Origin of the sequence: Megasphaera massiliensis (assembly GCF_000455225.1) — a bacterium.
Classification (GTDB): Bacteria; Bacillota; Negativicutes; order Veillonellales; family Megasphaeraceae; genus Megasphaera; species Megasphaera massiliensis.
Window position 1 is genome coordinate 733,844 of sequence record NZ_HF954537.1, and the last position, 19,999, is coordinate 753,842.

The 19,999-nt window shown below is 51.8% G+C and carries 21 protein-coding genes; 3 read left to right on the top strand and 18 right to left on the bottom strand.

Going from position 1 to position 19,999, the window contains the following annotated elements; genetic code table 11:
* Positions 1 to 54: 54 nt before the first annotated feature.
* Genes rbsD through TX77_RS06805 form a run of 6 tightly spaced genes read right to left on the bottom strand, consistent with a single transcriptional unit; the run spans position 55 to position 5,120 of the window.
* Positions 55 to 450 (bottom strand): D-ribose pyranase, encoded by a 396-nt coding sequence (gene rbsD / locus TX77_RS06785; RefSeq protein WP_044504019.1) that lies wholly within the window; start codon positions 448 to 450, stop codon positions 55 to 57.
* 29 nt (positions 451 to 479) lie between these two features.
* Positions 480 to 1,976, bottom strand: a complete 1,497-nt coding sequence (locus TX77_RS06790; protein WP_044504020.1) for an FGGY-family carbohydrate kinase — start codon at positions 1,974 to 1,976, stop codon at positions 480 to 482.
* A gap of 1 nt (position 1,977) precedes the next feature.
* Positions 1,978 to 2,904 carry a transketolase family protein gene (locus tag TX77_RS06795; protein ID WP_044504021.1) on the bottom strand — a complete coding sequence of 309 codons (927 nt, stop codon included), beginning with the start codon at positions 2,902 to 2,904 and terminating at the stop codon, positions 1,978 to 1,980.
* Positions 2,901 to 3,131 carry a thiamine pyrophosphate-dependent enzyme gene (locus TX77_RS14245; protein WP_268257934.1) on the bottom strand — a complete coding sequence of 77 codons (231 nt, stop codon included), beginning with the start codon at positions 3,129 to 3,131 and terminating at the stop codon, positions 2,901 to 2,903. Before TX77_RS14245 ends, TX77_RS06795 begins: the two co-directional genes overlap by 4 nt.
* Positions 3,124 to 3,717: a transketolase gene (locus TX77_RS06800; RefSeq protein ID WP_268257935.1), complete on the bottom strand. Its 594-nt coding sequence runs from the start codon at positions 3,715 to 3,717 to the stop codon at positions 3,124 to 3,126. The genes TX77_RS14245 and TX77_RS06800 overlap by 8 nt, the downstream gene beginning before the upstream one ends.
* A gap of 2 nt (positions 3,718 to 3,719) precedes the next feature.
* Positions 3,720 to 5,120 (bottom strand): L-fucose/L-arabinose isomerase family protein, encoded by a 1,401-nt coding sequence (locus TX77_RS06805; RefSeq protein WP_044504022.1) that lies wholly within the window; start codon positions 5,118 to 5,120, stop codon positions 3,720 to 3,722.
* Positions 5,121 to 5,418: 298 nt separating this feature from the next.
* Here TX77_RS06805 and TX77_RS06810 point away from each other — a divergent pair, with 298 nt between their 5' ends.
* From TX77_RS06810 to TX77_RS06820, 3 genes are all read left to right on the top strand, one after another.
* Positions 5,419 to 6,798 (top strand): MFS transporter, encoded by a 1,380-nt coding sequence (locus TX77_RS06810; RefSeq protein WP_049917314.1) that lies wholly within the window; start codon positions 5,419 to 5,421, stop codon positions 6,796 to 6,798.
* A 35-nt stretch (positions 6,799 to 6,833) separates the two neighbouring features.
* Positions 6,834 to 7,433, top strand: coding sequence for a cytidylate kinase-like family protein (locus TX77_RS06815; RefSeq protein ID WP_044504023.1), 600 nt, complete (start codon positions 6,834 to 6,836; stop codon positions 7,431 to 7,433).
* 207 nt (positions 7,434 to 7,640) lie between these two features.
* Positions 7,641 to 8,681 (top strand): LacI family DNA-binding transcriptional regulator, encoded by a 1,041-nt coding sequence (locus tag TX77_RS06820; protein WP_044504024.1) that lies wholly within the window; start codon positions 7,641 to 7,643, stop codon positions 8,679 to 8,681.
* Positions 8,682 to 8,786: 105 nt separating this feature from the next.
* Here TX77_RS06820 and TX77_RS06825 read toward each other — a convergent pair whose 3' ends face one another.
* From TX77_RS06825 to purF, 12 genes are all read right to left on the bottom strand, one after another.
* Positions 8,787 to 9,482, bottom strand: a complete 696-nt coding sequence (locus tag TX77_RS06825; protein WP_044504850.1) for a YczE/YyaS/YitT family protein — start codon at positions 9,480 to 9,482, stop codon at positions 8,787 to 8,789.
* A gap of 11 nt (positions 9,483 to 9,493) precedes the next feature.
* Positions 9,494 to 9,922, bottom strand: coding sequence for a MarR family winged helix-turn-helix transcriptional regulator (locus TX77_RS06830; RefSeq protein ID WP_044504025.1), 429 nt, complete (start codon positions 9,920 to 9,922; stop codon positions 9,494 to 9,496).
* Positions 9,923 to 10,090: 168 nt separating this feature from the next.
* Positions 10,091 to 10,735: a DUF421 domain-containing protein gene (locus TX77_RS06835; RefSeq protein ID WP_044504026.1), complete on the bottom strand. Its 645-nt coding sequence runs from the start codon at positions 10,733 to 10,735 to the stop codon at positions 10,091 to 10,093.
* Between the two features lie 8 nt (positions 10,736 to 10,743).
* Positions 10,744 to 11,196 (bottom strand): DUF3290 domain-containing protein, encoded by a 453-nt coding sequence (locus TX77_RS06840; RefSeq protein WP_044504027.1) that lies wholly within the window; start codon positions 11,194 to 11,196, stop codon positions 10,744 to 10,746.
* Positions 11,197 to 11,356: 160 nt separating this feature from the next.
* A complete protein-coding gene (mscL, locus tag TX77_RS06845) occupies positions 11,357 to 11,809 on the bottom strand; it encodes a large conductance mechanosensitive channel protein MscL (RefSeq protein WP_044504028.1) in 453 nt (150 codons plus the stop codon).
* A 139-nt stretch (positions 11,810 to 11,948) separates the two neighbouring features.
* The gene (fumC, locus tag TX77_RS06850) at positions 11,949 to 13,334 is read right to left on the bottom strand and encodes a class II fumarate hydratase (RefSeq protein WP_044504029.1); all 1,386 of its coding nucleotides are present in this window, start codon (positions 13,332 to 13,334) and stop codon (positions 11,949 to 11,951) included.
* A gap of 11 nt (positions 13,335 to 13,345) precedes the next feature.
* Positions 13,346 to 14,899, bottom strand: a complete 1,554-nt coding sequence (locus tag TX77_RS06855; protein ID WP_044504030.1) for an acyl CoA:acetate/3-ketoacid CoA transferase — start codon at positions 14,897 to 14,899, stop codon at positions 13,346 to 13,348.
* 90 nt (positions 14,900 to 14,989) lie between these two features.
* Entirely contained in the window at positions 14,990 to 16,264 is a 1,275-nt protein-coding gene (gene purD / locus TX77_RS06860; RefSeq protein ID WP_044504031.1) for a phosphoribosylamine--glycine ligase, read from the bottom strand.
* Positions 16,264 to 16,869 carry a hypothetical protein gene (locus TX77_RS06865; protein ID WP_049917316.1) on the bottom strand — a complete coding sequence of 202 codons (606 nt, stop codon included), beginning with the start codon at positions 16,867 to 16,869 and terminating at the stop codon, positions 16,264 to 16,266. Before TX77_RS06865 ends, purD begins: the two co-directional genes overlap by 1 nt.
* A gap of 13 nt (positions 16,870 to 16,882) precedes the next feature.
* On the bottom strand, positions 16,883 to 17,497 hold the full coding sequence (purN, locus tag TX77_RS06870) for a phosphoribosylglycinamide formyltransferase (protein ID WP_044504032.1): 615 nt from the start codon (positions 17,495 to 17,497) through the stop codon (positions 16,883 to 16,885).
* Complete coding sequence (gene purM / locus TX77_RS06875; protein WP_044504033.1) at positions 17,490 to 18,554, bottom strand: phosphoribosylformylglycinamidine cyclo-ligase; 1,065 nt, start codon at positions 18,552 to 18,554, stop codon at positions 17,490 to 17,492. The genes purN and purM overlap by 8 nt, the downstream gene beginning before the upstream one ends.
* On the bottom strand, positions 18,535 to 19,962 hold the full coding sequence (gene purF, locus TX77_RS06880; protein WP_044504034.1) for an amidophosphoribosyltransferase: 1,428 nt from the start codon (positions 19,960 to 19,962) through the stop codon (positions 18,535 to 18,537). Before purF ends, purM begins: the two co-directional genes overlap by 20 nt.
* Positions 19,963 to 19,999 lie beyond the last annotated feature (37 nt).

Below are 19,999 nucleotides of genomic sequence, written 5' to 3' on the forward strand. Positions count from 1 at the left end.
AACTTTCGGAGGTTTTTTAGACTTATCTGTTCCTGAAGTTTTTTTATATCATCATCAAAAGCAGACGCCGGCCTGCAAAATGACGTTGGGATAGTAGGAAAATTCACCGGTCCGTACGGCAAATTTAACGTGCGCCGATTCTTTCTTTAAATCCACATGGGGAATAAAGTCTTCTTCGGCATCTTTCAAAGTATCCCGTAAATGTTCTAAGATTACGGGATTCGTTTCTTTGATTTCTTCAGCGAGTACATATTTTTCGACGACGATTTCGTCCATGATGGCGTCGAATACTTGACGGAACGTCGGTACACCGCCGACGACGGCTAAATCAATGATGGGTACCCCGCTGGGAATAGGCATGCCGGCATCACAGAGGAGAAACCGGTCTTTATGTCCCAAGGCGGCTAAGGCGCCGGCCAATTGGCCATGGATGATTCCTTTTTTCTTCATGAAAACACGTCCTTTCACGAGTGCTGCAGTCAGGCTCCTTGATGAGTCGCTGCTAAGGTCTGGGAGATGGCCTTTTGCCAGCCCCCGATTAATTCACGGCGTCGGTCCCCAGCCATGGCCGGTTCATAAGAAATGCCTTTCATATCCTTGAACAAGGCATCCTTATCGTACAATCCGACGGCAAGGCCGGCGGCATAAGCGGCACCGATGGCCGAAAGTTCAGCCGCTTCCGGTACGTCGACGGGACAACCGATAAGATCCGTTTGAAACTGCATGAGGTAGGCATTTTTCGTAGGGCCGCCGTCAACGCGAAGGGACGGCAGTTTGTACCCCGACTCCTTCTGCATCAGCGTCGTTACATCGTTAATCTGATAGGCGATGGCATCGAGGACGGCTCGAACCATTTCTTTTTTCCCGGTTACGCGGGTAACGCCCGTATAAAGGCCCGTCGCCTGACTTTCCCAATACGGGGCGCCGAGACCTGTAAAGGCCGGCACGAAATAGCTGCGGTCTTTCGGATTGGCCGCCTGGGCTAAGGCCATCGTTTCTTCCGGTGACCGGATAAGCTGTAAATCATCTTTGAGCCAGGTAATGGCAGCTCCCGTATAGTTGATATTGCCTTCAAGGACGTAGGTTGCCTTCCCCGACAGGCTCCAAGCCAGAGACGTCACCAAGCCGTGCTGGCTGTACACGGGCTTATCGCCGATATTCATCATGACCGAAGAACCCGTACCGTAGGTAGCCTTGGCCATTCCCGGATGATGACAGGCTTGGCCGAATAAGGCCGCATGAGAATCCCCGAAGACGGCATGGATGGGAATGGCTTCCGGCAGGATGCCGTCGAAATCCGTTTTTCCATAGAAGCCGTTGGAGTCAGTCACTTCCGGTAAGGCACGGCGGTCGATACCGAAAGCCCGGCAGACATCATCGGACCAAGTCAACCGCCCGATGTCAAAGAGCTGAGTCCGTGAAGCGTTGGAAAAATCGGTGCGGAATACCTGCCCTTTGGTCATACAGTAGACGAGCCAGCTGTCCATGGTCCCCATACAGAGATTTCCTTCGTCCATGAGTTCCTTAGCGCCTTCGACGCGGCGCAGGATCCAAGCCAATTTAGCCGCTGAAAAATAGGGCGACAAGGGTAGTCCCGTCGTATTCTTAATCAAAGAGTCAAGGCCTTTGCGGCGAAGTTCTTCACAAATCGCCGCGCCCCGCGCACACTGCCAGACGATGGCCCGATAGACGGGCTTTCCGGTCTGACGATGCCAGGCCATGGCCGTTTCACGCTGATTACTGATGCCGACAGCCTTGATGGCCTTTCCATTAATCTCGGTCTTATCCAGCATATCGCGGATTAAATCCTTCAAATGACGCCAGATTTCATCGGAATCGTGTTCGACCCAGCCTTTTTCGTCAATATACTGCTTATGGGACTTAGCCGCCTTGTAGCAGATGGTCCCGGCCTCGTCGAAGAGCAGCACTTTGGTGCCCTGTGTACTCTGATCGATGCCGAGAATGTAAGACTTCATATCAAAGCAGCTCCTTGGCAGCTTTGACGATACCTTCAGCGTCGAGTCCATAATGATGGAAGATATCAGCCGAGTTCCCCGTGACGACCGGCGCATCAGGCAGCGTCAGACTGCGGACTTTCGTCGGATATTCCGCAGCCGTAAGTTGGGCGACCATAGCACCGAGGCCACCGTAGGGAGAATGTTCTTCGACCGTCAAGATCGCCTTCGTTTCTTTGGCAGCCTTGAGAACGGCTTCCGTATCGAGGGGTTTCAAGCAGTACATGTCGAGGACGCGGACCGATTTACCTTCTGCAGCCAGCATTTCAGCTGCTTTTTTTGCTTCATAGACCAATTCACCGCAGGCGATGATGGTCAGTTCCGTCCCATCTTGCACGGTAACAGCCTTATCCATGGTAAAGTCGAGTTTGCCTTCGTCATAGACGTCTTCGACGGCATTGCGGCCGATGCGGATATAGGCCGGTTCACTGTCGGTGACGAATTCTTTCATCAAAGCCTCTGCCAAATACTGATCGCTCGGGAAATATACCCGAAGGCCGGGAATAGAGCCCATGGTGGCAATATCCGTCGCCGAATGATGGGTCATGCCCAAAGCACCGTAGCTGACGCCGCCGCTGATGCCGATGAGTTTGACATTGGTATGGGAATAAGCGACGTCGACTTTCGCCTGTTCCATGCTGCGCGTCGAAAGGAAGCTTGCCGGCGATACGGCAAAGGGACGCTTGCCGGCCGAGGCCAGACCGGCACTGATGCCGACCAGGTTCTGTTCGGCAATGCCGACTTCTACGAATTGGTCGCTGTGTTCTTCGGCATAGGGGCCGAGAGCGCCGGAGCCGTGGGAATCACTGCAAAGGACGACGATATCTTTATTTACCTTGGCTTCCTCACTGAGGAATTCTGCGATTACTTTCTTAATGGCTTTGCTCATAATGCTGCCTTCCTTTCGTCGAGTTCTTTCATAGCTGCTGCAACCTGATCGGCTGTCGGGACTTTGTGGTGCCAGCCGGCTTGATCTTCCATGAAGGATACGCCGCAGCCCTTCGTCGTATTGGCGATGATGACCGTCGGTTTGCCCTTCGTCCGTTTGGCAAGATCAACGGCTGCATCGATGGCATCCATGTCGTTGCCCGGAATGGACAAGACGTTCCTAGCCAAAGGAAGCCCACCGTTCTTCAGCGCTGTCCTGGCCCATGACTTCTTCCGTCGTGCCGGAAATCTGGAGGCGGTTGCGGTCGACAAAGACCGTGAGGTTGTCAAGGCCATACTGGGGACCTGCCATAGCCCCTTCCCAAACGGAACCTTCATCACATTCGCCGTCGCCTAAGACGACGTACGTCCGATAAGGACGCTGATCCATTTTCGCGGCCAAAGCCATGCCGATGGCGACGGAAAGGCCGTGACCCAAGGAGCCGCTGTTGACTTCGATCCCGGCAATCTTGTTGTTGGGATGGCCGATAAATTTCGACAAATACTGGGAATAAGACTGGAGTTCTTCTTTCGGGAAGAATCCCTTGTCAGCCAGGATGGTGTACAGGGCTTCGACACAATGGCCTTTACTAAGGACGAAGCGGTCGCGGTCCGGATCGTCTACCTTGTCGGGTCCGACGTTCATCTGTTTATAATACAAGTCGACCAAGATGTCGGTAACGCTGAGGTCGCCGCCAATGTGGCCCGTTCCGGCGTGGTGAATCAGATTGACGATATCTTTGCGGATATCAATTGCTTTTTCGCGAAGATCCATTTTTATTCTCCTCTCAAATATGCCTTGACGTCTTCTTCAATAGGATCATAGAGATCCGGAGCGACGCCGATATACTTACAAGCTTCATATAATACAGGGACGACGTCCTTATGGATGCCGACACAGTGGTGAATGTACGGTCCTTCTACAATTTTCGCTTCCAACCGTTTGATGTTGTCCACTTCGACCCAGAGGTAGGTCCCCATGCCGGCCGGTCCGTCGACGCCTTTAGCGTTGCCTAACAGCAGGGAATATTCGCCGTTGTCACCGTCGAAGCGAACCAGGCTGATATCGCCGTGCTTAGCTTCGGCCGTCAGGCTGCCCGGATAGTCGAAGGCTAAGGGATACGTCAGCTTCGGCGTTTCTTTGGCTACCGAAATAGGCCAAGGGCCGCAGTGCTGCAGGAGTTCCCCGTTTTCGATATCGGGATGACGGATGGTCCAATCGGCAAAGAAGGATCGCGTTCCGTCGAGAGCGGCCGCTTCTACCAAGAGGGCTGTAATGGCACCGTGGATATCCGTTTCACAGACCATGGGAATGCCTATTTCATTGAGCATGGCATTGGCTGCACAGGGCATGACGCCGAGTTCACCCTGGAGGGCGTTCCAACACTGGATGGCACCGGCATTACAGCCGTATTTTTCCATCAGCCCTTTCATGGCTACGTACAGACCGGCGACATTTTCGACTTCGTCATCTTTAATGCGGACATCCATGTGGGAGCGGATGTAGGCGACGGCCTTGTCAACTTCCGTCTTTTCGGCTTTGGCCTCGGCGACGGCTTCTGTCAGTTCCGGCATCGGAATCGGAGCCAGTTGAATGTTGAACTTTTCTAAGAGTTCCCCTTCATTGCACATGGTCGACCAGAAATCGTAAGGACGAGGACCGATCTGCAGGATACGAATGTTGCGGAAGGTCTTGACGACGTTACAGACTGCCAGGAAATCCTTGATTCCCCGTTCAAAGACGGGATCATCGAGGCGACAGTTGGTCATGTAGGTAAAGGGCACTCTGAAACGGCGCAGTACCTTGCCGGTAGCAAAGAGGCCGCACTGGGTATCGCGCAGGCGGATCCCCTTTTCATCAGGCCGTTCATCGAGGGGGCCCCACAAGAGGACGGGGACGTTCAAGTCTTTGGCCAGGCGGGCACATTCATATTCGGTTCCGAAATTACAGTGCGGCAGGAACAGGCCGTCAATCTTTTCTGCTTTGAACTTTTCGACAATCTTCAGCCGGTCCTTTTCATCATAGAGCAGGCCTTCTTCATTGATATCATCGATATCGACGAAGGAGATTCCCAACTCTTCCAGCTTCTGTTTCGTCAGTCCTCGATACTTGACGGCATCGGGGGCACTGAAAATGCTGCGCCGGGTCGGTGCATAACCTAATTTAATCGTAGTCATGATAAAGCCTCCTTTAAGCTTGGGCATAGGTGTTGGTGTTCTTAAACTTCTTGAACCCATTATAAATTATTTAATTAAAAATTTCAATAGTTTAAATAAAAATTTTCCCGATTGTTTTCAAGGCTTTCACATGTAATATATAATAAAATTCATTATATAGCGTCATTTATGCCGATAATACATCGAAATTTAAATGATTTTCCGATATAATCCTCTTGATTTTAATTAAATTTAATGGTAATATTTAGCATATAGTTTAACTAACGGTTTTAATTATTTTAAAAGGAGTGCGATACATATGCAACCTGCAGCTGATCACATCAGTATCCGCGAAAAAATCTGTTACGGCCTCGGAGATTCTTCGGCCAACATCTTCTTCGGTATGACCATGATGTTTCTTCCCTATTTCTACACCGACGTCGTCGGCTTGACGGCCAGCGCCATGGGGGCCTTATTCCTCATCGCTCGTTTAGTCGATGCCTTTTCGGATCCGATTATCGGCAACTTTGCCGACCGCCACGAAACGAAACACGGTCATTACCGTCCCTTCTTACTGTACTTAGCCATCCCTTACGGATTATCTTGCTTCTTGGTCTTTTTGGCTCCCGACTTATCGTATACAGGGAAATTGATTTACGCCTTTGTAACCTATATTTTCTTGATCCTGATGTATGCCAGCACCGTCGTACCTTATGTCGGCCTGCTATCGGTCTTGACCGATAATCCGGCAGAACGCTTGTCTATCAACTCCTACCGCTTCCCCTTGGCAAAATCGGCCTTCCTACTCTGCTCGGCCGTCGTCCCCATGTTCGTTGCAACGTACGACAAAGCCCACGAAGCCCAGGCATACAGCCACGCCATGATCATCATCGGCATCCTCGCCGCCTGCTGTACCTTAGCCTGCTTCTTCGGTACGAAAGAACGCAGCCATCCGCTTATCGTCAAAGACGAAAACGACACTCTCTTCTCTAAAATTAAAATCATTGCTAAGACCCGAACGCTCCGCAGTTTCTACATCTTCTTTGCCTTGACTCAGGCCGCCTTCACCTTTAAAGGCAGCTCCGCCATCTATTACGCCAAGTATTATTTGGCCCAGAACGATGCCTATTTAACGGGTCTCCTGTCGGCCTTCTCCATTGCTGGCATCGTCGCTCCGATTGTCTCTATGTGGCTCATTCGCAAAAAAGTATTCAACAAACTGGCCATGCTCCGCGTCGCAACCTTAGGCGCTGCCATAACGGCCGTTCCGATTCTCATCGTTCCGCCGGAACACTATCTCCTGTCCTCACTGTTCCTCATTTTGTCGACCTTCTTCGGTGAACTCGGTATCGTCGTCTACTGGGCCCTGCCGGCAGACTGTGCCGACATGTGCCAGCTTAAATTCAACAAGAAGATGGCCGGCGTCCTCGGTGCCGTCGCCCTCTTCTCCCAGAAATTTGCCATGAGCCTCGTCGGTGCCGGCATCGGCCTGATCCTGACTTTCGTCAGCTATCAGCCTGGTGCCGCCATTACCCCGGCCGTCGCCAGCGGCATCCTGGCTATTACGGCAGCCCTCCCCATCGCCTGCCACGTCATCAGCTATTACTTCCTCAACCAGTACGACCTCGACGAAGCAGCCGTTCGTAAAATTCACTTGGAATTGGCCGGCTTGTATGCCCAGGCCGAACAGGCTAATTAAACCCAATCACGCTATGAAAGGAAGGATTTCTACCCATGGATAAAAGAACGATCATCAGCATCAGTCGTCAATACGGCAGCGGCGGCCGTGAAGTCGCCCAGCTTCTCGCTAAAAAGACGGGGTTCCATCTGTATGACCGCCAAATCATCGATTCGGCGGCCAAAGAACTCGGCATCAGCAACTGGACGGAAGAGCAGTTAAAAGCCCTCGAAACGAGCGAACCGGCTCCCCTCGGCTTCATCCCTTTCTACTCCATCGGTGCCGATGAGGGGCCGTCGGACACGAGCATGTTCGTCGCTGAATCGAAAATCATCCGTCAATTGGCCAAAGCCGGGTCCTGCATCATCCTCGGCCGCTGCGGCGACTTCGTCCTGAGAGACTTTTCCAAACACTATTCCTTCTTTATCTGCGCCGACGACGACTTTCGCACCGAGCGCGGCCGTACGGAATATGAGGGTAAGAGCCTCCAAGAAATCAAGGCCGAAGACCAGAAACGGGCCGACTATTACGAATACTATACGGGAGAGCGCTGGGGACAGCCTGAAAAATATTCCTTGTCCATCAATGCCTCAAAAATCTCCCTCGACAAGGCCGCTGACTTGATCATCCGCTACGTCGAACTCCTTCAGGCATAACAAAAAAGAGCCTATCCTCCGCCGGTCGCCTCCTAAACAGCTGCCATATGCAGACTGGATGAGGTACCACCCGGAAGAAAGGCTCTTTTTCTGTCTAAAGTCTATTTCTGACTTTACTATCATTTTATGACGTGCTACACTTTTAATTGAATCGATTTATAATTTAAACAGATATGCATAAATTCTTACAAAAGCAGGAGGTATAAAATGGCAACAGTGACCATCAAAGACATTGCAGAACAACTGGGAGTTTCTCCGGCCACGGTCTCTCTTGCTTTAAACGGACGCCCCGGCGTCAACGAAGAAACGCGTCTTGCCGTATTGAACCTGGCCAACCGCCTCGGGTACCGCGGCACGACGAGCAAAAAGGCCGCTGCCCCTCAAGGCGTCATCAATTTTTTAATCTACCGTAAATCAGGCAGCATCATCACCAGTACCCAATTCTTCACCCGCCTCGTCGTCGCCGTCGAAAAAGCGGCCCGGGCCCATCACTACACCTTGACCATCACCTACTGCGACGGTCAGGATCAACTGGCGTCGTGCATTGCCGAAGCGGCAGCCGCTCAGTCGTCGGGTATCGTCATGCTGGGTACTGAAATGGAACATGACGACTTGCCTATCGTCAAGGACGCCCCCCTTCCCATCGTCGTCCTCGACAATGAACTGACGGCTTCCCCTCTCGATATGGTCTCCATCCATAATTTAGACGGCGTATGGCAGGCCGTTCACTACCTTCATGACCAAGGACTGAAGGATATCGGCTACCTGCGCAGCTCGGTTCCGATCACGAATTTTGAAATGCGCTACCTGGGCTATACCTACGCGATGAATCAGTTCCATCAAAAACTGGACGCCACTAAGGTCTATGAACTGTCGCCATCCCTCGAAGCAGCTCAACAAGATATGAATGCTGTTTTAGAACGAGGCGGCGCCCTTCCCGAAGCCTTTATCGCCGACAATGACCTCATCGCCTTGGGAGCGATGCGTGCCCTGCAGCAACGAGGTCTGCGCATTCCGGAAGACATTTCCATCATCGGCTTCGACAACATTCCCTTGGCCGAATATGCGCAGCCGCCTCTGAGTTCCATCGAAGTCCCCTGTGAAAACTTAGGAAAATCCGCCGTGGAAACCCTCCGCTGGCGAATCCGCAACCCGAAGGCGACGCCGCGCAACGTAGCCACGGGGACCGAGCTGATTGTCCGAGAAAGCGTTCCTCAAAAAACGTCGTCAGAAACAGCACATGAATAACCAAAATCCTCCATATAAGAAAGAGTCTCGTCCCATCCTCATGGTGCCGAGCCTCTTTTTTTACGTTGTGGAAATGGCTTCGCCTTGCGTAACTCCCGTCATGCCTTACGAAGCTTCTTTGGCCAAGGCCACGGGACTTTCGTTTTGATCTTCTAACGACAGACGGGCCAACCGTTCAATAAAGAACAGGCGGCGGTTGAAGAAATTAACGAGTCTCCCAACGGTCATGGCCGATACGATGGTCCCAACTCCGATAGCCGCAAAGGTCTGAGCACCGCCATAGAAAAGGGATAGGCCTAAGGCCATGGCGACCAGTGTCGAATCGAAGGCCACTTTGGCCGTACCCATGCGGATATTCGCAGTTTGAGCAATGGCTTTTACGATGCCGTCACCGGGAACCATGAGAACCTGCGAGGCCACTTCCAGGCAGATGCCGAAGGCCAGGACGGCACAACCGATGAGCAGGATCACTCCTGCCAGAGGCCAGGAATGGCCCTGAAGCACCGACAAAAAAGGCATATACAGGTCGAGGGCAACGCTGAAAATAACGCTGATACCCAACTGAAGGGCTTCTATAGGATGGAATTGCCGCCGCAACAAAGCGATTTGAGCAGCAATAAACAAGATATTCGCAAAAAAAGTTATCTGACCAAAGGTCCAATTCGAATACAGGCTGATGACGATAGGGACACTTGATATGGGCGATGACCCGAATCCGGCAACGATAATGAGGTCGATGCCCAAGGCGTTGATTAAAATACTTAAGATAAATACGGGAATCCGAATTCCTTTATAGTGCATGTGACGCAAAATTAATCTCCCCATTTCTTTTGATTTTTAATGATTTTACGAAAGGTTTCCATGAATCGCTGCCGTTCTTCCGGCTCAATGCCCTGCCACATGAAGTCGTCGAGACCATAGATGATTTCGCGGATACGCTTAGCTTTTTCCCGGCCCTTTTCGGTCATGAAAATAGAGACGCCGCGCTGATCATCGGGACGGGGTTCTTTTCGGATGAGTTCCAGTTTTTCCATCCGCTTCAAAAGGCTCGTCACCGTCGACTTATCGATGATGCATTCTTGTCCGATTTCTTTCTGACTGGCCCCATCATGGAACCATAAGTATTCTAAAATCTTAGGCTGACCGGGCATGAGGCCTTCTTGTTTGATATAGTGACTGATTTCCCGATTCGAGCGATGAAATCCGATTAATAATAAAATATGCAGGGCTTCTTGATCCATGTCAGGCTCTCCTTCATTTGTTTTAATTCAAACTAAATAGTTGCAATTCAAACTACTTTATTATTATAATCCAGGGATCCAAAAAGTCAATAGGCTTAAGGCATCCATAATCAAAAATCGGCAAAAAAATCAGCACGACGGCCAAAATCAGAACCATCGTGCTTTCTCTTAATCATGGGAATTGGGCGGATAGGGGTAGAGGATGACCTCTCCGTCGAGGTATTCGGCTAAAAAGATATCCCGCGGTTCATAGCCATGGCGGGTCAATTCCTGCGTGAGCCATTCCGAATCCTTGTCGATCAGCACCAAGACATCGGTATTGATCTGACCGTCGGCAATGATGGGAAAACGGATGTTGTCTTCCCCCATTTGAACGACCGTCAACTGACCATTCTGTTCGAGGACGGCCCGCTTGACATCCTGAATACGCTGGACCCCCATGGCTCGCAGCTTCATCTGTAACTCAAAAGCCTGGATGCCCGAGCGCAGACAAGTTTCCGTCTGCAGTTCGCCCTGTTCGATGAGGATGACCGGCTTGCCGTCGACGAGGATGCGAATAAGGCGGCTGACAGATTTTAAGTATTTCAAAATCATGACCAAAATCGTCCAGACGACCATGATCATGAGAAACTGAAAAATACTGATCGTATCGTTATAAATGACGCCGCCGATAATGCCGCCGAGAACGTAATTCTGTATCTGATCCAAGGCCGACGTCGGCGCCAGATTGCGCTTGCCCAAGAGGTTAATCTGTAAAATAAGGGCCAACAGTCCCAAGCCCAGTTTAGCAAAAATCATAGAATACGGAAACATGGCCCCTCCTAGTGCGGAACGTCGACGAGTTTGACGTCTTTTTGAATTAAATAGACTCGGTTAATGCGGTAGGCTGTATAACTGCTGTTAAAATCGATGCGATAGTAATCGTCACGGATCTTAATCAGCATCCCGTCCTGCAGGCGCAATGAATTAACGGCAATATCCGACTCCGATAAGGTCATATTGTCGCTGAAGGTATCGAGAAACTGCATCATCCGCGACGTGTTTTCCCTCGTTTCCCGCTGGCGGCTGTAACTGTCCCAATTGGAACCGATTAAAAATAAGCCGATCAAGAGCAGGATGATGCTCAAATCACGGTACTTCGACTGCAGGCGGTTGCGCATGTATTTGGCAGTGATAATGACCAAGGCTACTAAAATAAAGAAAATCAGTCCGTATTGAAATAAGTAACTGACCTGAGCCTGGCTTTGCAGGTAAGCATACGTATAAAACTGCAAGAAGGATCCCCCTTTCCCTTTGTTTTTCTATTGTAGCAAATCTTTTGCAAAAAAATCAACTGAAAAGGCCGTTACCGACAACTGTCGGCTGATAAAAAACAGCCTGCCGTCTCAGACAGCAGGCTGTTTCCAGCATAGCATAAAACAGATATACCGTAAATCAGTTGTTGGCAGCCGGCAATTCGCTGGTGCAGTGCGGGCAGCGCGTCGCATCGTCCGCGATTGGCTGGCGGCAGAAGGGGCACAGGCGCGGATCTGCAACCGGTGCCGGTTTGGGCATCAAACGGTTAAGCTGCTTGATGACGATAAAAATAGCGAAGGCAATAATTAAAAATTCAAGAATCGTATTGAGGAAAGAGCCGTAAGCAATAACCGGGATACCGGCTGCTTTGGCATCAGCCAAAGTTTCTACCTTTTCGCCGTTCATGCTCAAAGGAATGAAGAAGTCAGAAAAATCGATTCCGCCGAGGAGTACACCAATTGGCGGCATGATGATGTTGTTGACAAGAGACGTAACGATCTTGCCAAAAGCACCGCCGACAACGACACCGACTGCCATATCAAGGACATTCCCCCGCATGGCGAATTCTTTAAATTCTTTAATAAAACCCATGCTATCCACTCCTATTCAAAATATAATGATGAGATATTGGTACATCTATTCTATCACTACTTCTCAAAAAGTGCAAAAGGTTTTGGAGAAATTTAGTACAAATTATTTCTTATGCTGTAATAAAATTAGAAAATGACTGTCAACGGATACCGGCCAGTTTTGCCGGGTCCATAGCTTTGTCGAAGTCTTCGGCCGTAACCCATCCCAGTTTCAGGGCTGATTCTTTTAGGGTCAAGCCTTCTTTCGCCGCCGTTTTGGCAATGGTGCAGGCCTTATCGTAGCCGACTAAGGGTACAAGGCCAGTGACCAGGATCAGAGAATTGTAAAGGTTAGTCTCGATTCGTTCTTCATTCGGTTCAATGCCAACGATGCAGTGTTTACGCAGGGATTCCATACTGTCCGACAACAAGCGGATCGACTGGATCAGGTTGTAGGCAATGACCGGCATAAAGACGTTCAATTCAAAATTGCCCTGGCTGGCGGCGATACCCATGGTCGCATCGTTGCCCATGACCTGGACGGCAACCATGGTCACGGCTTCGCACTGCGTCGGGTTGACCTTGCTGGGCATGATGGAGCTGCCCGGTTCGTTTTCGGGAATGCGGATTTCGCCGATCCCGCAGCGCGGTCCCGATGACAGCCAGCGAATGTCATTGGCGATTTTCATGAGGTCGCAGGCAAGGCCCTTCAGCATGCCGTGAACGACGACTAATTCATCTTTACTGGTCAAGGATTGGAATTTATTCGGCGCCGTATGAAAGGTCGTCCCCGTCAATTCGCTGACGATTTCCGCAAAGCGGCGGTCATAGCCTTTCGGACAGTTAATGCCCGTACCGACAGCCGTGCCGCCCATAGCCAAATCGCGGAGAAAATCGACGCCGCAGCGAAGCATTTCCTTATTGCGTTCAATCATGCGGGCCCAGCCGCTGAATTCTTGTCCCAGGGTCAAGGGAGTCGCATCCTGCAGGTGTGTGCGGCCGATTTTTACGATATCCTTAAAGGTTTCTTCTTTATCATGCAAGGCCTGATAGAGGGCATCCATGGCCGGAAACAGCTGCTGTTCAAGGAGCAGGACGCCGACCATGTGAAGGCCTGTCGGGAAGGTATCATTCGAGCTCTGTGAATGATTGACGTCGTCGTTTGGGTGGACGCCCTGTTCCTTGCCCGCCTCTTTAAGGATAGCCGCTGCCCGATGGGCTACGACTTCATTGACGTTCATGTTGAACTGGGTCCCGCTTCCGGTCATCCAAACGGCCAGGGGGAAATTACCGTCGAGTTTCCCTGCTAAGATTTCATCGCAGGCCATTGCAATGGCATCAGCCTTATCGGCATCGACGACGCCCAGTTCCTTATTGGTCAGGGCGGCTGCTTTTTTCAAATAGGCAAAGACCGTGACCATTTCGGCAGGAATCTTTTCCGTTCCGATTTTAAAGTTTTCAAAGCTCCGCTGGGTCTGAGCGCCCCAGAGTTTGTCTGCCGGGACCTTAATCTCTCCCATCGAGTCTCTTTCAATACGATATTCCATAGTATCCTCCTTTAAATTCCCATGGCAGACGGATAAAAAATACGAGCATCCATCGTTTTTAAGTCCGCTGCCATGAGTGGTCTGAATTCCATTTGGGCTATGATATCCCGTTCGATATCGATGCCGGGCGCTACTTCGGTCAGCATCAGGCCATCGGCGGTCAGGCGGAACACGGCCCGTTCGGTCACGACCAGGACGTCCTGATTCCGCGCGGCAGCATAGGTCCCGGAAAAGGTAATCTGTTCGACGCTCTTCTTGAATTTTTTATATTTTCCTTCATGGTCGATGATTAATTTTCCGTCTTCACAGTGTTCCCGCAAGTGACCGGCCGTAAAGGTCCCCATGAGAATCAACTTTTTCGTGTGCTGCGCAAGGTCGATGAAGCCACCGGGACCGGTAATGCGGCCGTTGAATTTCGATACATTGACATTTCCCGCCGCATCGACTTCAGCCAATCCCAAGGCACAAATATCGAGGACGCCGCCATGACAGATATTGATCATGTCGGCTTGTTTTAATTCGGCTTCGGCATTGATGGCAGCCCCCATATCGAGGCCCGATAAGGGAATACCGCCGATGATGCCCGAATCGGACGCCAGCGTCAGACCGGGGCCGAAGCCTTCTTCGGCGGCGACGGCACCGATGATTTCGGGAATGCCGATACCAAGATTCATGACGTCGCCCTTTTTCAGTTCCATCGCCGCCCGGCGGGCACAGATTTTTCGGTTATCCAAGGGATGAGGCGGCAAAGATTGGATAACCACCCGTTTTTCACCGCTCAGTTCGGGCCGATAGCCCCTGGCGGCAAAGCTTTGGACGTGATATTTCGGACGGGGCACGACGATGTAGTCGACGAGAAAATGAGGAATCTTCACTAATCGCGAGTCAAGGCGTCCCCGAGGTACGACATCTTCTACCTGTACGACGACGATCCCCTTTGACTGGCGCGTCGCTGCGGCGACTTCAAACTGCTCGCCGATCATGGCTTCCCGCTCAAGGGAAATATTACCGTCTTCATCGGCTAAAGAGCCGCGAATGAAGCAAATATCGAGGGGAAAGGCAGGATAATAGAGGTACTCTTCTCCCTCGATATGAGCCAGGCGAACGATATCCTTTCCTTCGGCCATCGTCTTGTCATTGGCCTTGCTGCCATCGAGGCGCGGGTCGGCCAAGGTATGGAGTCCGATATCGGTCCAAACACCTTTTCGTCCGGCAGCCAAGGCTCTATACAAGTCCAACAGGGTTCCCGCCGGTACGGTATAAGCCAGGCAGCTATTCTTTGTCACCTTGTCGGCTAATTTCTTTTCCGCACCGAAATGGCTGGTAATGATCGTCCCCAAAAGGCCGTCGGCTGCCAGACGATCACCGCCGCGTCCCCAACCGTCGCTCGTCCCGGCAATTTTCACTAACGTCAGACTGCGCGGATGCCCCTCTTCGGCATATCGATCATGCAAAGCTTTGAACAACCCGTCCGGTGTACCGAATCCGGCTTGGCCGCTGACAGCCAGGGTCGTGTCATCACGGACCAATCGCGCCGCCTCATAAGGCGTGATAAATTGTACCATCGGTTCCCCTCCTGTCGCTTTGATACAAACCTTTTGACTGTTAGAAAGAAAGCCCCTTTACCATAAAGGGGCTTTGTGAATCGTAATCGATTACGACAAATGTTTCAATCCTTTAGCACCGATATCGCGGCGAACTTGCTGGCCGTCAAAGTGGATTTTATCCACTTTGTCATAAGCCTTTTCAATGGCACTTTTAAGATCCGGTGCCACCGCCGTTACACCGAGAACACGGCCGCCATGGGTCACATAGTCCCCATCCTGTTTGGCCGTTCCCGAATGGAAGACCATCGTATCGTCGCTGTCGATACCGTCGAGGCCGCTGATGACATCGCCCTTATGAGACGAAGCCGGGTACCCGGCAGAGGCCATGATGACGCAGCAGGCCGAAGCATCTTTCCAGTGAACCATATCAGCCGACAAGGTACCCTTCGTGCAGGCATACATGATCTGCGCCAAATCGCCGTCAAGAAGCGGCAGGACAGCCTGCGTTTCCGGATCGCCGAAACGGCAGTTGAATTCGACAACTTTCGGACCGTCTGCCGTAATCATGAGGCCGGCGTAGAGGCAGCCCTGATAGGTAATGCCTTCGGCCTTAAGGCCGTCTACGACGGGCCGTAAGATCGTGTCTTCTACGACTTTTTGAATAGCCGGCGTAAAGACCGGAGCCGGTGCATAAGCCCCCATGCCGCCCGTATTGGGTCCTTCATCGTTATCGAAGATACGCTTGTGGTCCTGAGCCGAAATCATGGGCACGATCGTCTTTCCGTCGACGAAGGCAAGCAGGCTCGCTTCTTCCCCGACCATGCATTCTTCGATGACGATGCGGCCGCCGGAAGCGCCGAAAATGTGGTCTTCCATCATGGCATTGACAGCTGCAATAGCTTCTTCTTCCGTCTGGGCTACGACGACGCCCTTGCCGGCAGCCAGACCGTCAGCCTTGACGACGATGGGTGCGCCTTGTTCATGAATATAGGCTTTGGCGGCATCGCCGTCGGTAAAGGATTCATAGGCTGCCGTCGGAATCCGGTATTTCTTCATGAGATTCTTGGCAAAGACCTTGGAGCCTTCCATCTGAGCCGCTGCTTTATTGGGGCCGAACACAGCTAGTCCTTTAGCCTGAGCCACATCAGCCAAGCCTTCCGTAAGGGGTACTTCCGGACCGACAACGAGCATGTCGATGCCTTCCGAAACGGCATAATCGGCAATGCCTTCGAGGTCAGCTAAGGAAATATCGACGCATTTGGCGATATCCGCCATAGCGGCGCTGCCGGGAATGGCGTACAAGGCATCGACACTCGGGCTCTGAGCTAATTTCCAAGCCAGAGTATGTTCGCGGCCGCCGCCGCCGATGACTGCTACCTTCATTATTTTGCAGCTCCCTTCTCAACCTGTTCAGCGAGATACGCTGCGATAGCCGTATCGTAGACAGCCGTATGATGAAAGGCTTCCTGTGCCAATTCTAAGCGATATTCATCGGAAAAGGCACCGTCTTTTTGGAGGATGGAAATGATTTCACTATACTTGTCGGGATTGGTTACGATAGCGACATATTTGTTATTCTTCGCCGAAGCACGAACCATGCAGGGACCTCCGATGTCGATGTTTTCAATGGCTTCGGCCAAGGTGACATTCGGTTTGGCAATGGTCTGCTGGAACGGATAGAGGTTGACGACGACCAAATCGATTGGCGTAATGTCGTGATCCTTCATAGCTTTGACGTGTTCCGGATTATCGCGGACAGCCAAAATAGCTCCGTGAATCTTCGGGTTCAGGGTCTTGACGCGGCCGTCCATCATTTCCGGAAAGCCCGTTACGTCCTGAACGGCAATGACCGGTACACCTGCTTCTTTTAACGTACGCATGGTACCGCCCGTCGAAATGATTTCAATGCCGAGAGCTGCCAAGGCCTTGCCCAATTCGACGACGCCCGTTTTATCAGATACACTAATGAGTGCGCGTTTTACCTTCATGCTAACCTTCCTCCTATTCCTGAGTTCCCAGGACGACATTACCGCGAACCGTCAGTTTGTCGTCACAAAAGAGTGCCGCTGCCTTAATGTAAGTCGGATGTTCCTTAGTAAGGATACGAGCTGCCAGCGTATCTTCCGTATCATCTTCATAAACCGGCACGGAAGACTGTAGGATAATCGGGCCGGCATCCATATCAGGCACGACGAAGTGAACCGTGCAGCCGGCAATCTTCACCCCGGCTTCAATGGCCTGACGCTGAGCGTGGAGGCCGCGGAAGGACGGCAAGAGAGCCGGATGGATATTGAGCATCTTGTGTTCATAATGAGCGATGAAGTCGCTGCTCAAGAGACGCATGAAGCCGGCCAGGCAGATAAGGTCTGCTTCATAAGGAGCAATGGCTTCGAGGATATATGATTCAAAAGCTTCTTTCGAATCAAAGGCCTTGCGGTCGGCTAAGATGACCGGTATCCCCCATTCGCGGGCCCGATCCATGACCGGTGCGCCGGGGATATCGCAGACCAAGGCCTTGATATCAGCCTTGATGGTACCGGCTTCGACGGCATCGTGGAGAGCAATGGCATTGGAGCCGCGGCCTGAGGCAAAAATGACCATCTTTTTCTTAGTCATGGAACACGCCTCCCCGCAAGGTAACGGGTACGTCCGAGTCTGTGACCTTGCCGATGACATAAGCTTTTTCATCGCGGTCAGCCAAATTCTTAAGAATGCTGTCGGCATCCTTCTCGTCGACGATCATGATCATACCGATGCCCATGTTAAAGGTGCGATACATTTCCTTGGCATCGACGCCGCCCCACTGCTGGAGGAGCGAGAAAATCGGCAACTGCGGCCACGACGTGACGTCGATATCGACGCCGACGCCTTTTGGCAGGACGCGGGGAATATTTTCATAGAAGCCGCCGCCGGTGATGTGGACCATGCCCTTGACGGTAAAGTTTTTGATGATCGGCAGGCACGGACGCGGATAGAGGCGGGTCGGCGTGAGCAGGCATTCACCGATGGTCATGCCCAATTCATCGACGTACTGGTCGAGTTTCATCTGCTGGCGTTCAAAGACGATCTTACGGACCAAGGAGAAACCGTTAGAATGAACCCCCGTCGACGGCAAGCCGATGAGGACGTCGCCGGCCTTGATCGTTTCGCCGGTAATGACTTTGTCGCGGTCGACGATGCCGACGCCAAAGCCGGCCAAATCGTAGTCGTCTTTAGCATAGAAGCCGGCCATTTCTGCCGTTTCACCGCCGAGGAGAGCGCAGCCTGATTCTTTGCAGGCATTGGCGACCCCTTTTACAATGGAGGCAACCTGAACCGGATCGAGCTTGCCGACGGCGATGTAATCGAGGAAGAACAAGGGTTCCGCACCTTGAACGAGGACGTCATTGATGGACATGGCCACGCAGTCCTGACCGACCGTGTCGTGCTTGTCCATCAGGATGGCCAGGCGCAGTTTCGTACCGACACCATCGGTACCGCTGACCAGGATTGGCTTTTTAATATCGCTGTCCATCAGCGAAAAGAGGCCGCCAAAACCGCCGAGGTCCCCAAGGACTTCGGGACGGTACGTAGCTTTTACAGAATCTTTCATCAATTCGACGGCTTTATTGCCTGCGTCGATATCGACACCGGCATCGGCATAGGTCAAACCTTTATTTGTGTTCGAGAGCATATTTTTCTCCTTCCTCGTTCGTCTGCGGCGTATCCGTAGGATAATCATCATTGAAGCAAGCTAAGCACATATCTTCCTGAGGAATGTGTTCAATCGCCCGGTTCAGGCCGTCGATGGAAATGAAGTGCAGCTTGTCGACGCCGATGTATTTTTGAATCTGTTCCTGACTGAAGGTCGACGCAATGAGTTCCTTGCGGACCGACGTATCGATGCCGTAGAAGCAGGGATATTTGATAGGCGGTGCCGAAACGCACATATAGACTTCCTTGGCACCGGCTTCCCGCAGGAGCTTACAGATGATGCCGCTCGTCGTGCCGCGGACGATGGAGTCGTCGACCATGACGATGCGCTTGCCCTTTACGACGGATTTAACGACGTTGAGTTTCATGCGGACAGCTAATTCACGCTGTTTCTGATTCGGCTTAATAAAGGTACGGCCCATGTAGCGGTTCTTGATGAGACCATGTTTGAAAGGAATGCCCGAAGCCTGGGAGTAGCCGATGGCTGCCGTATTGCCGCTGTCGGGGACAGCGATGACGATATCCGCATCGTACTGGGTTTCATTCCACATTTCACGACCCATGTTCAGGCGGGCCTGATAGACGTCCTGACCGTCGATGACGCTGTCGGGACGGGCAAAATAGATGTATTCAAAAGAACATACCTGCTTGCGCGGTGCCTTGGCGAAGATCGTCGATTTGACCCCGTTTTCATTGATCTGAACGAATTCGCCGGGATGGACGTCGCGGACGAATTTAGCGCCAATGGCGTCGAGGGCACACGTTTCCGAAGCCAGGACCCAACCGCCTTCATCGGTACGGCCGATGCACAACGGACGGAAACCATAAGGGTCACGGACGCCATAAAGGGTGTCTTTGGTCATGAGAACCAAAGAGTAGGCACCTTGAATGCGGTTCATGCTTTCCATGATACGTTCTTCAATGGTAGATTTCTGGCTGCGGCTGATGAGGTTGACGATGATTTCACTATCCATAGTCGTCTGGAAAGCAGCGCCGCCGCGGTCGAGTTCTTCGCGGAGAGCCCGGGTATTGGTCAGGTTGCCGTTATGAGCCAGAGCCAACTGTCCCATCGGTGTATATACCGCCAAGGGCTGGATATTGCGCGGGTTATTGGAACCGGTCGTCGAGTAGCGGACGTGGCCGATACCGACAGGCCCCCCTTCTTCTTCCGGTACGCCGTCGGCAAAGACCGTGCTGATGAGCCCCATGCCGCGGTAGGTATGGATATCCTGGCCGTCAGTCAAGGCAATGCCGCCGCTTTCCTGGCCGCGGTGCTGCAGGGCAAAGAGCCCCCAATATACGTAGCGGGGAATATCAAGGTGTTTATCAAAAATCCCTAAGACGCCACATTCTTCATGCTGCTTATCCCAAATCGGATCGTAAAACATGAATTAAACCTCCTGTTATTGAGAAAAATAGGACGCA

Bases quoted from the DNA above. Each gene is read 5' to 3' on its own strand.
- rbsD (WP_044504019.1), bottom strand. From the start codon at position 450: ATGAAGAAAAAAGGAATCATCCATGGCCAATTGGCCGGCGCCTTAGCC.
- TX77_RS06790 (WP_044504020.1), bottom strand. From the start codon at position 1,976: ATGAAGTCTTACATTCTCGGCATCGATCAGAGTACACAGGGCACCAAA.
- TX77_RS06795 (WP_044504021.1), bottom strand. From the start codon at position 2,904: ATGAGCAAAGCCATTAAGAAAGTAATCGCAGAATTCCTCAGTGAGGAA.
- TX77_RS06800 (WP_268257935.1), bottom strand. From the start codon at position 3,717: ATGGATCTTCGCGAAAAAGCAATTGATATCCGCAAAGATATCGTCAAT.
- TX77_RS06805 (WP_044504022.1), bottom strand. From the start codon at position 5,120: ATGACTACGATTAAATTAGGTTATGCACCGACCCGGCGCAGCATTTTC.
- TX77_RS06810 (WP_049917314.1), top strand. From the start codon at position 5,419: ATGCAACCTGCAGCTGATCACATCAGTATCCGCGAAAAAATCTGTTAC.
- TX77_RS06815 (WP_044504023.1), top strand. From the start codon at position 6,834: ATGGATAAAAGAACGATCATCAGCATCAGTCGTCAATACGGCAGCGGC.
- TX77_RS06820 (WP_044504024.1), top strand. From the start codon at position 7,641: ATGGCAACAGTGACCATCAAAGACATTGCAGAACAACTGGGAGTTTCT.
- TX77_RS06825 (WP_044504850.1), bottom strand. From the start codon at position 9,482: ATGCACTATAAAGGAATTCGGATTCCCGTATTTATCTTAAGTATTTTA.
- TX77_RS06830 (WP_044504025.1), bottom strand. From the start codon at position 9,922: ATGGATCAAGAAGCCCTGCATATTTTATTATTAATCGGATTTCATCGC.
- TX77_RS06835 (WP_044504026.1), bottom strand. From the start codon at position 10,735: ATGTTTCCGTATTCTATGATTTTTGCTAAACTGGGCTTGGGACTGTTG.
- mscL (WP_044504028.1), bottom strand. From the start codon at position 11,809: ATGGGTTTTATTAAAGAATTTAAAGAATTCGCCATGCGGGGGAATGTC.
- fumC (WP_044504029.1), bottom strand. From the start codon at position 13,334: ATGGAATATCGTATTGAAAGAGACTCGATGGGAGAGATTAAGGTCCCG.
- TX77_RS06855 (WP_044504030.1), bottom strand. From the start codon at position 14,899: ATGGTACAATTTATCACGCCTTATGAGGCGGCGCGATTGGTCCGTGAT.
- purD (WP_044504031.1), bottom strand. From the start codon at position 16,264: ATGAAGGTAGCAGTCATCGGCGGCGGCGGCCGCGAACATACTCTGGCT.
- TX77_RS06865 (WP_049917316.1), bottom strand. From the start codon at position 16,869: ATGAAGGTAAAACGCGCACTCATTAGTGTATCTGATAAAACGGGCGTC.
- purN (WP_044504032.1), bottom strand. From the start codon at position 17,497: ATGACTAAGAAAAAGATGGTCATTTTTGCCTCAGGCCGCGGCTCCAAT.
- purM (WP_044504033.1), bottom strand. From the start codon at position 18,554: ATGCTCTCGAACACAAATAAAGGTTTGACCTATGCCGATGCCGGTGTC.
- purF (WP_044504034.1), bottom strand. From the start codon at position 19,962: ATGTTTTACGATCCGATTTGGGATAAGCAGCATGAAGAATGTGGCGTC.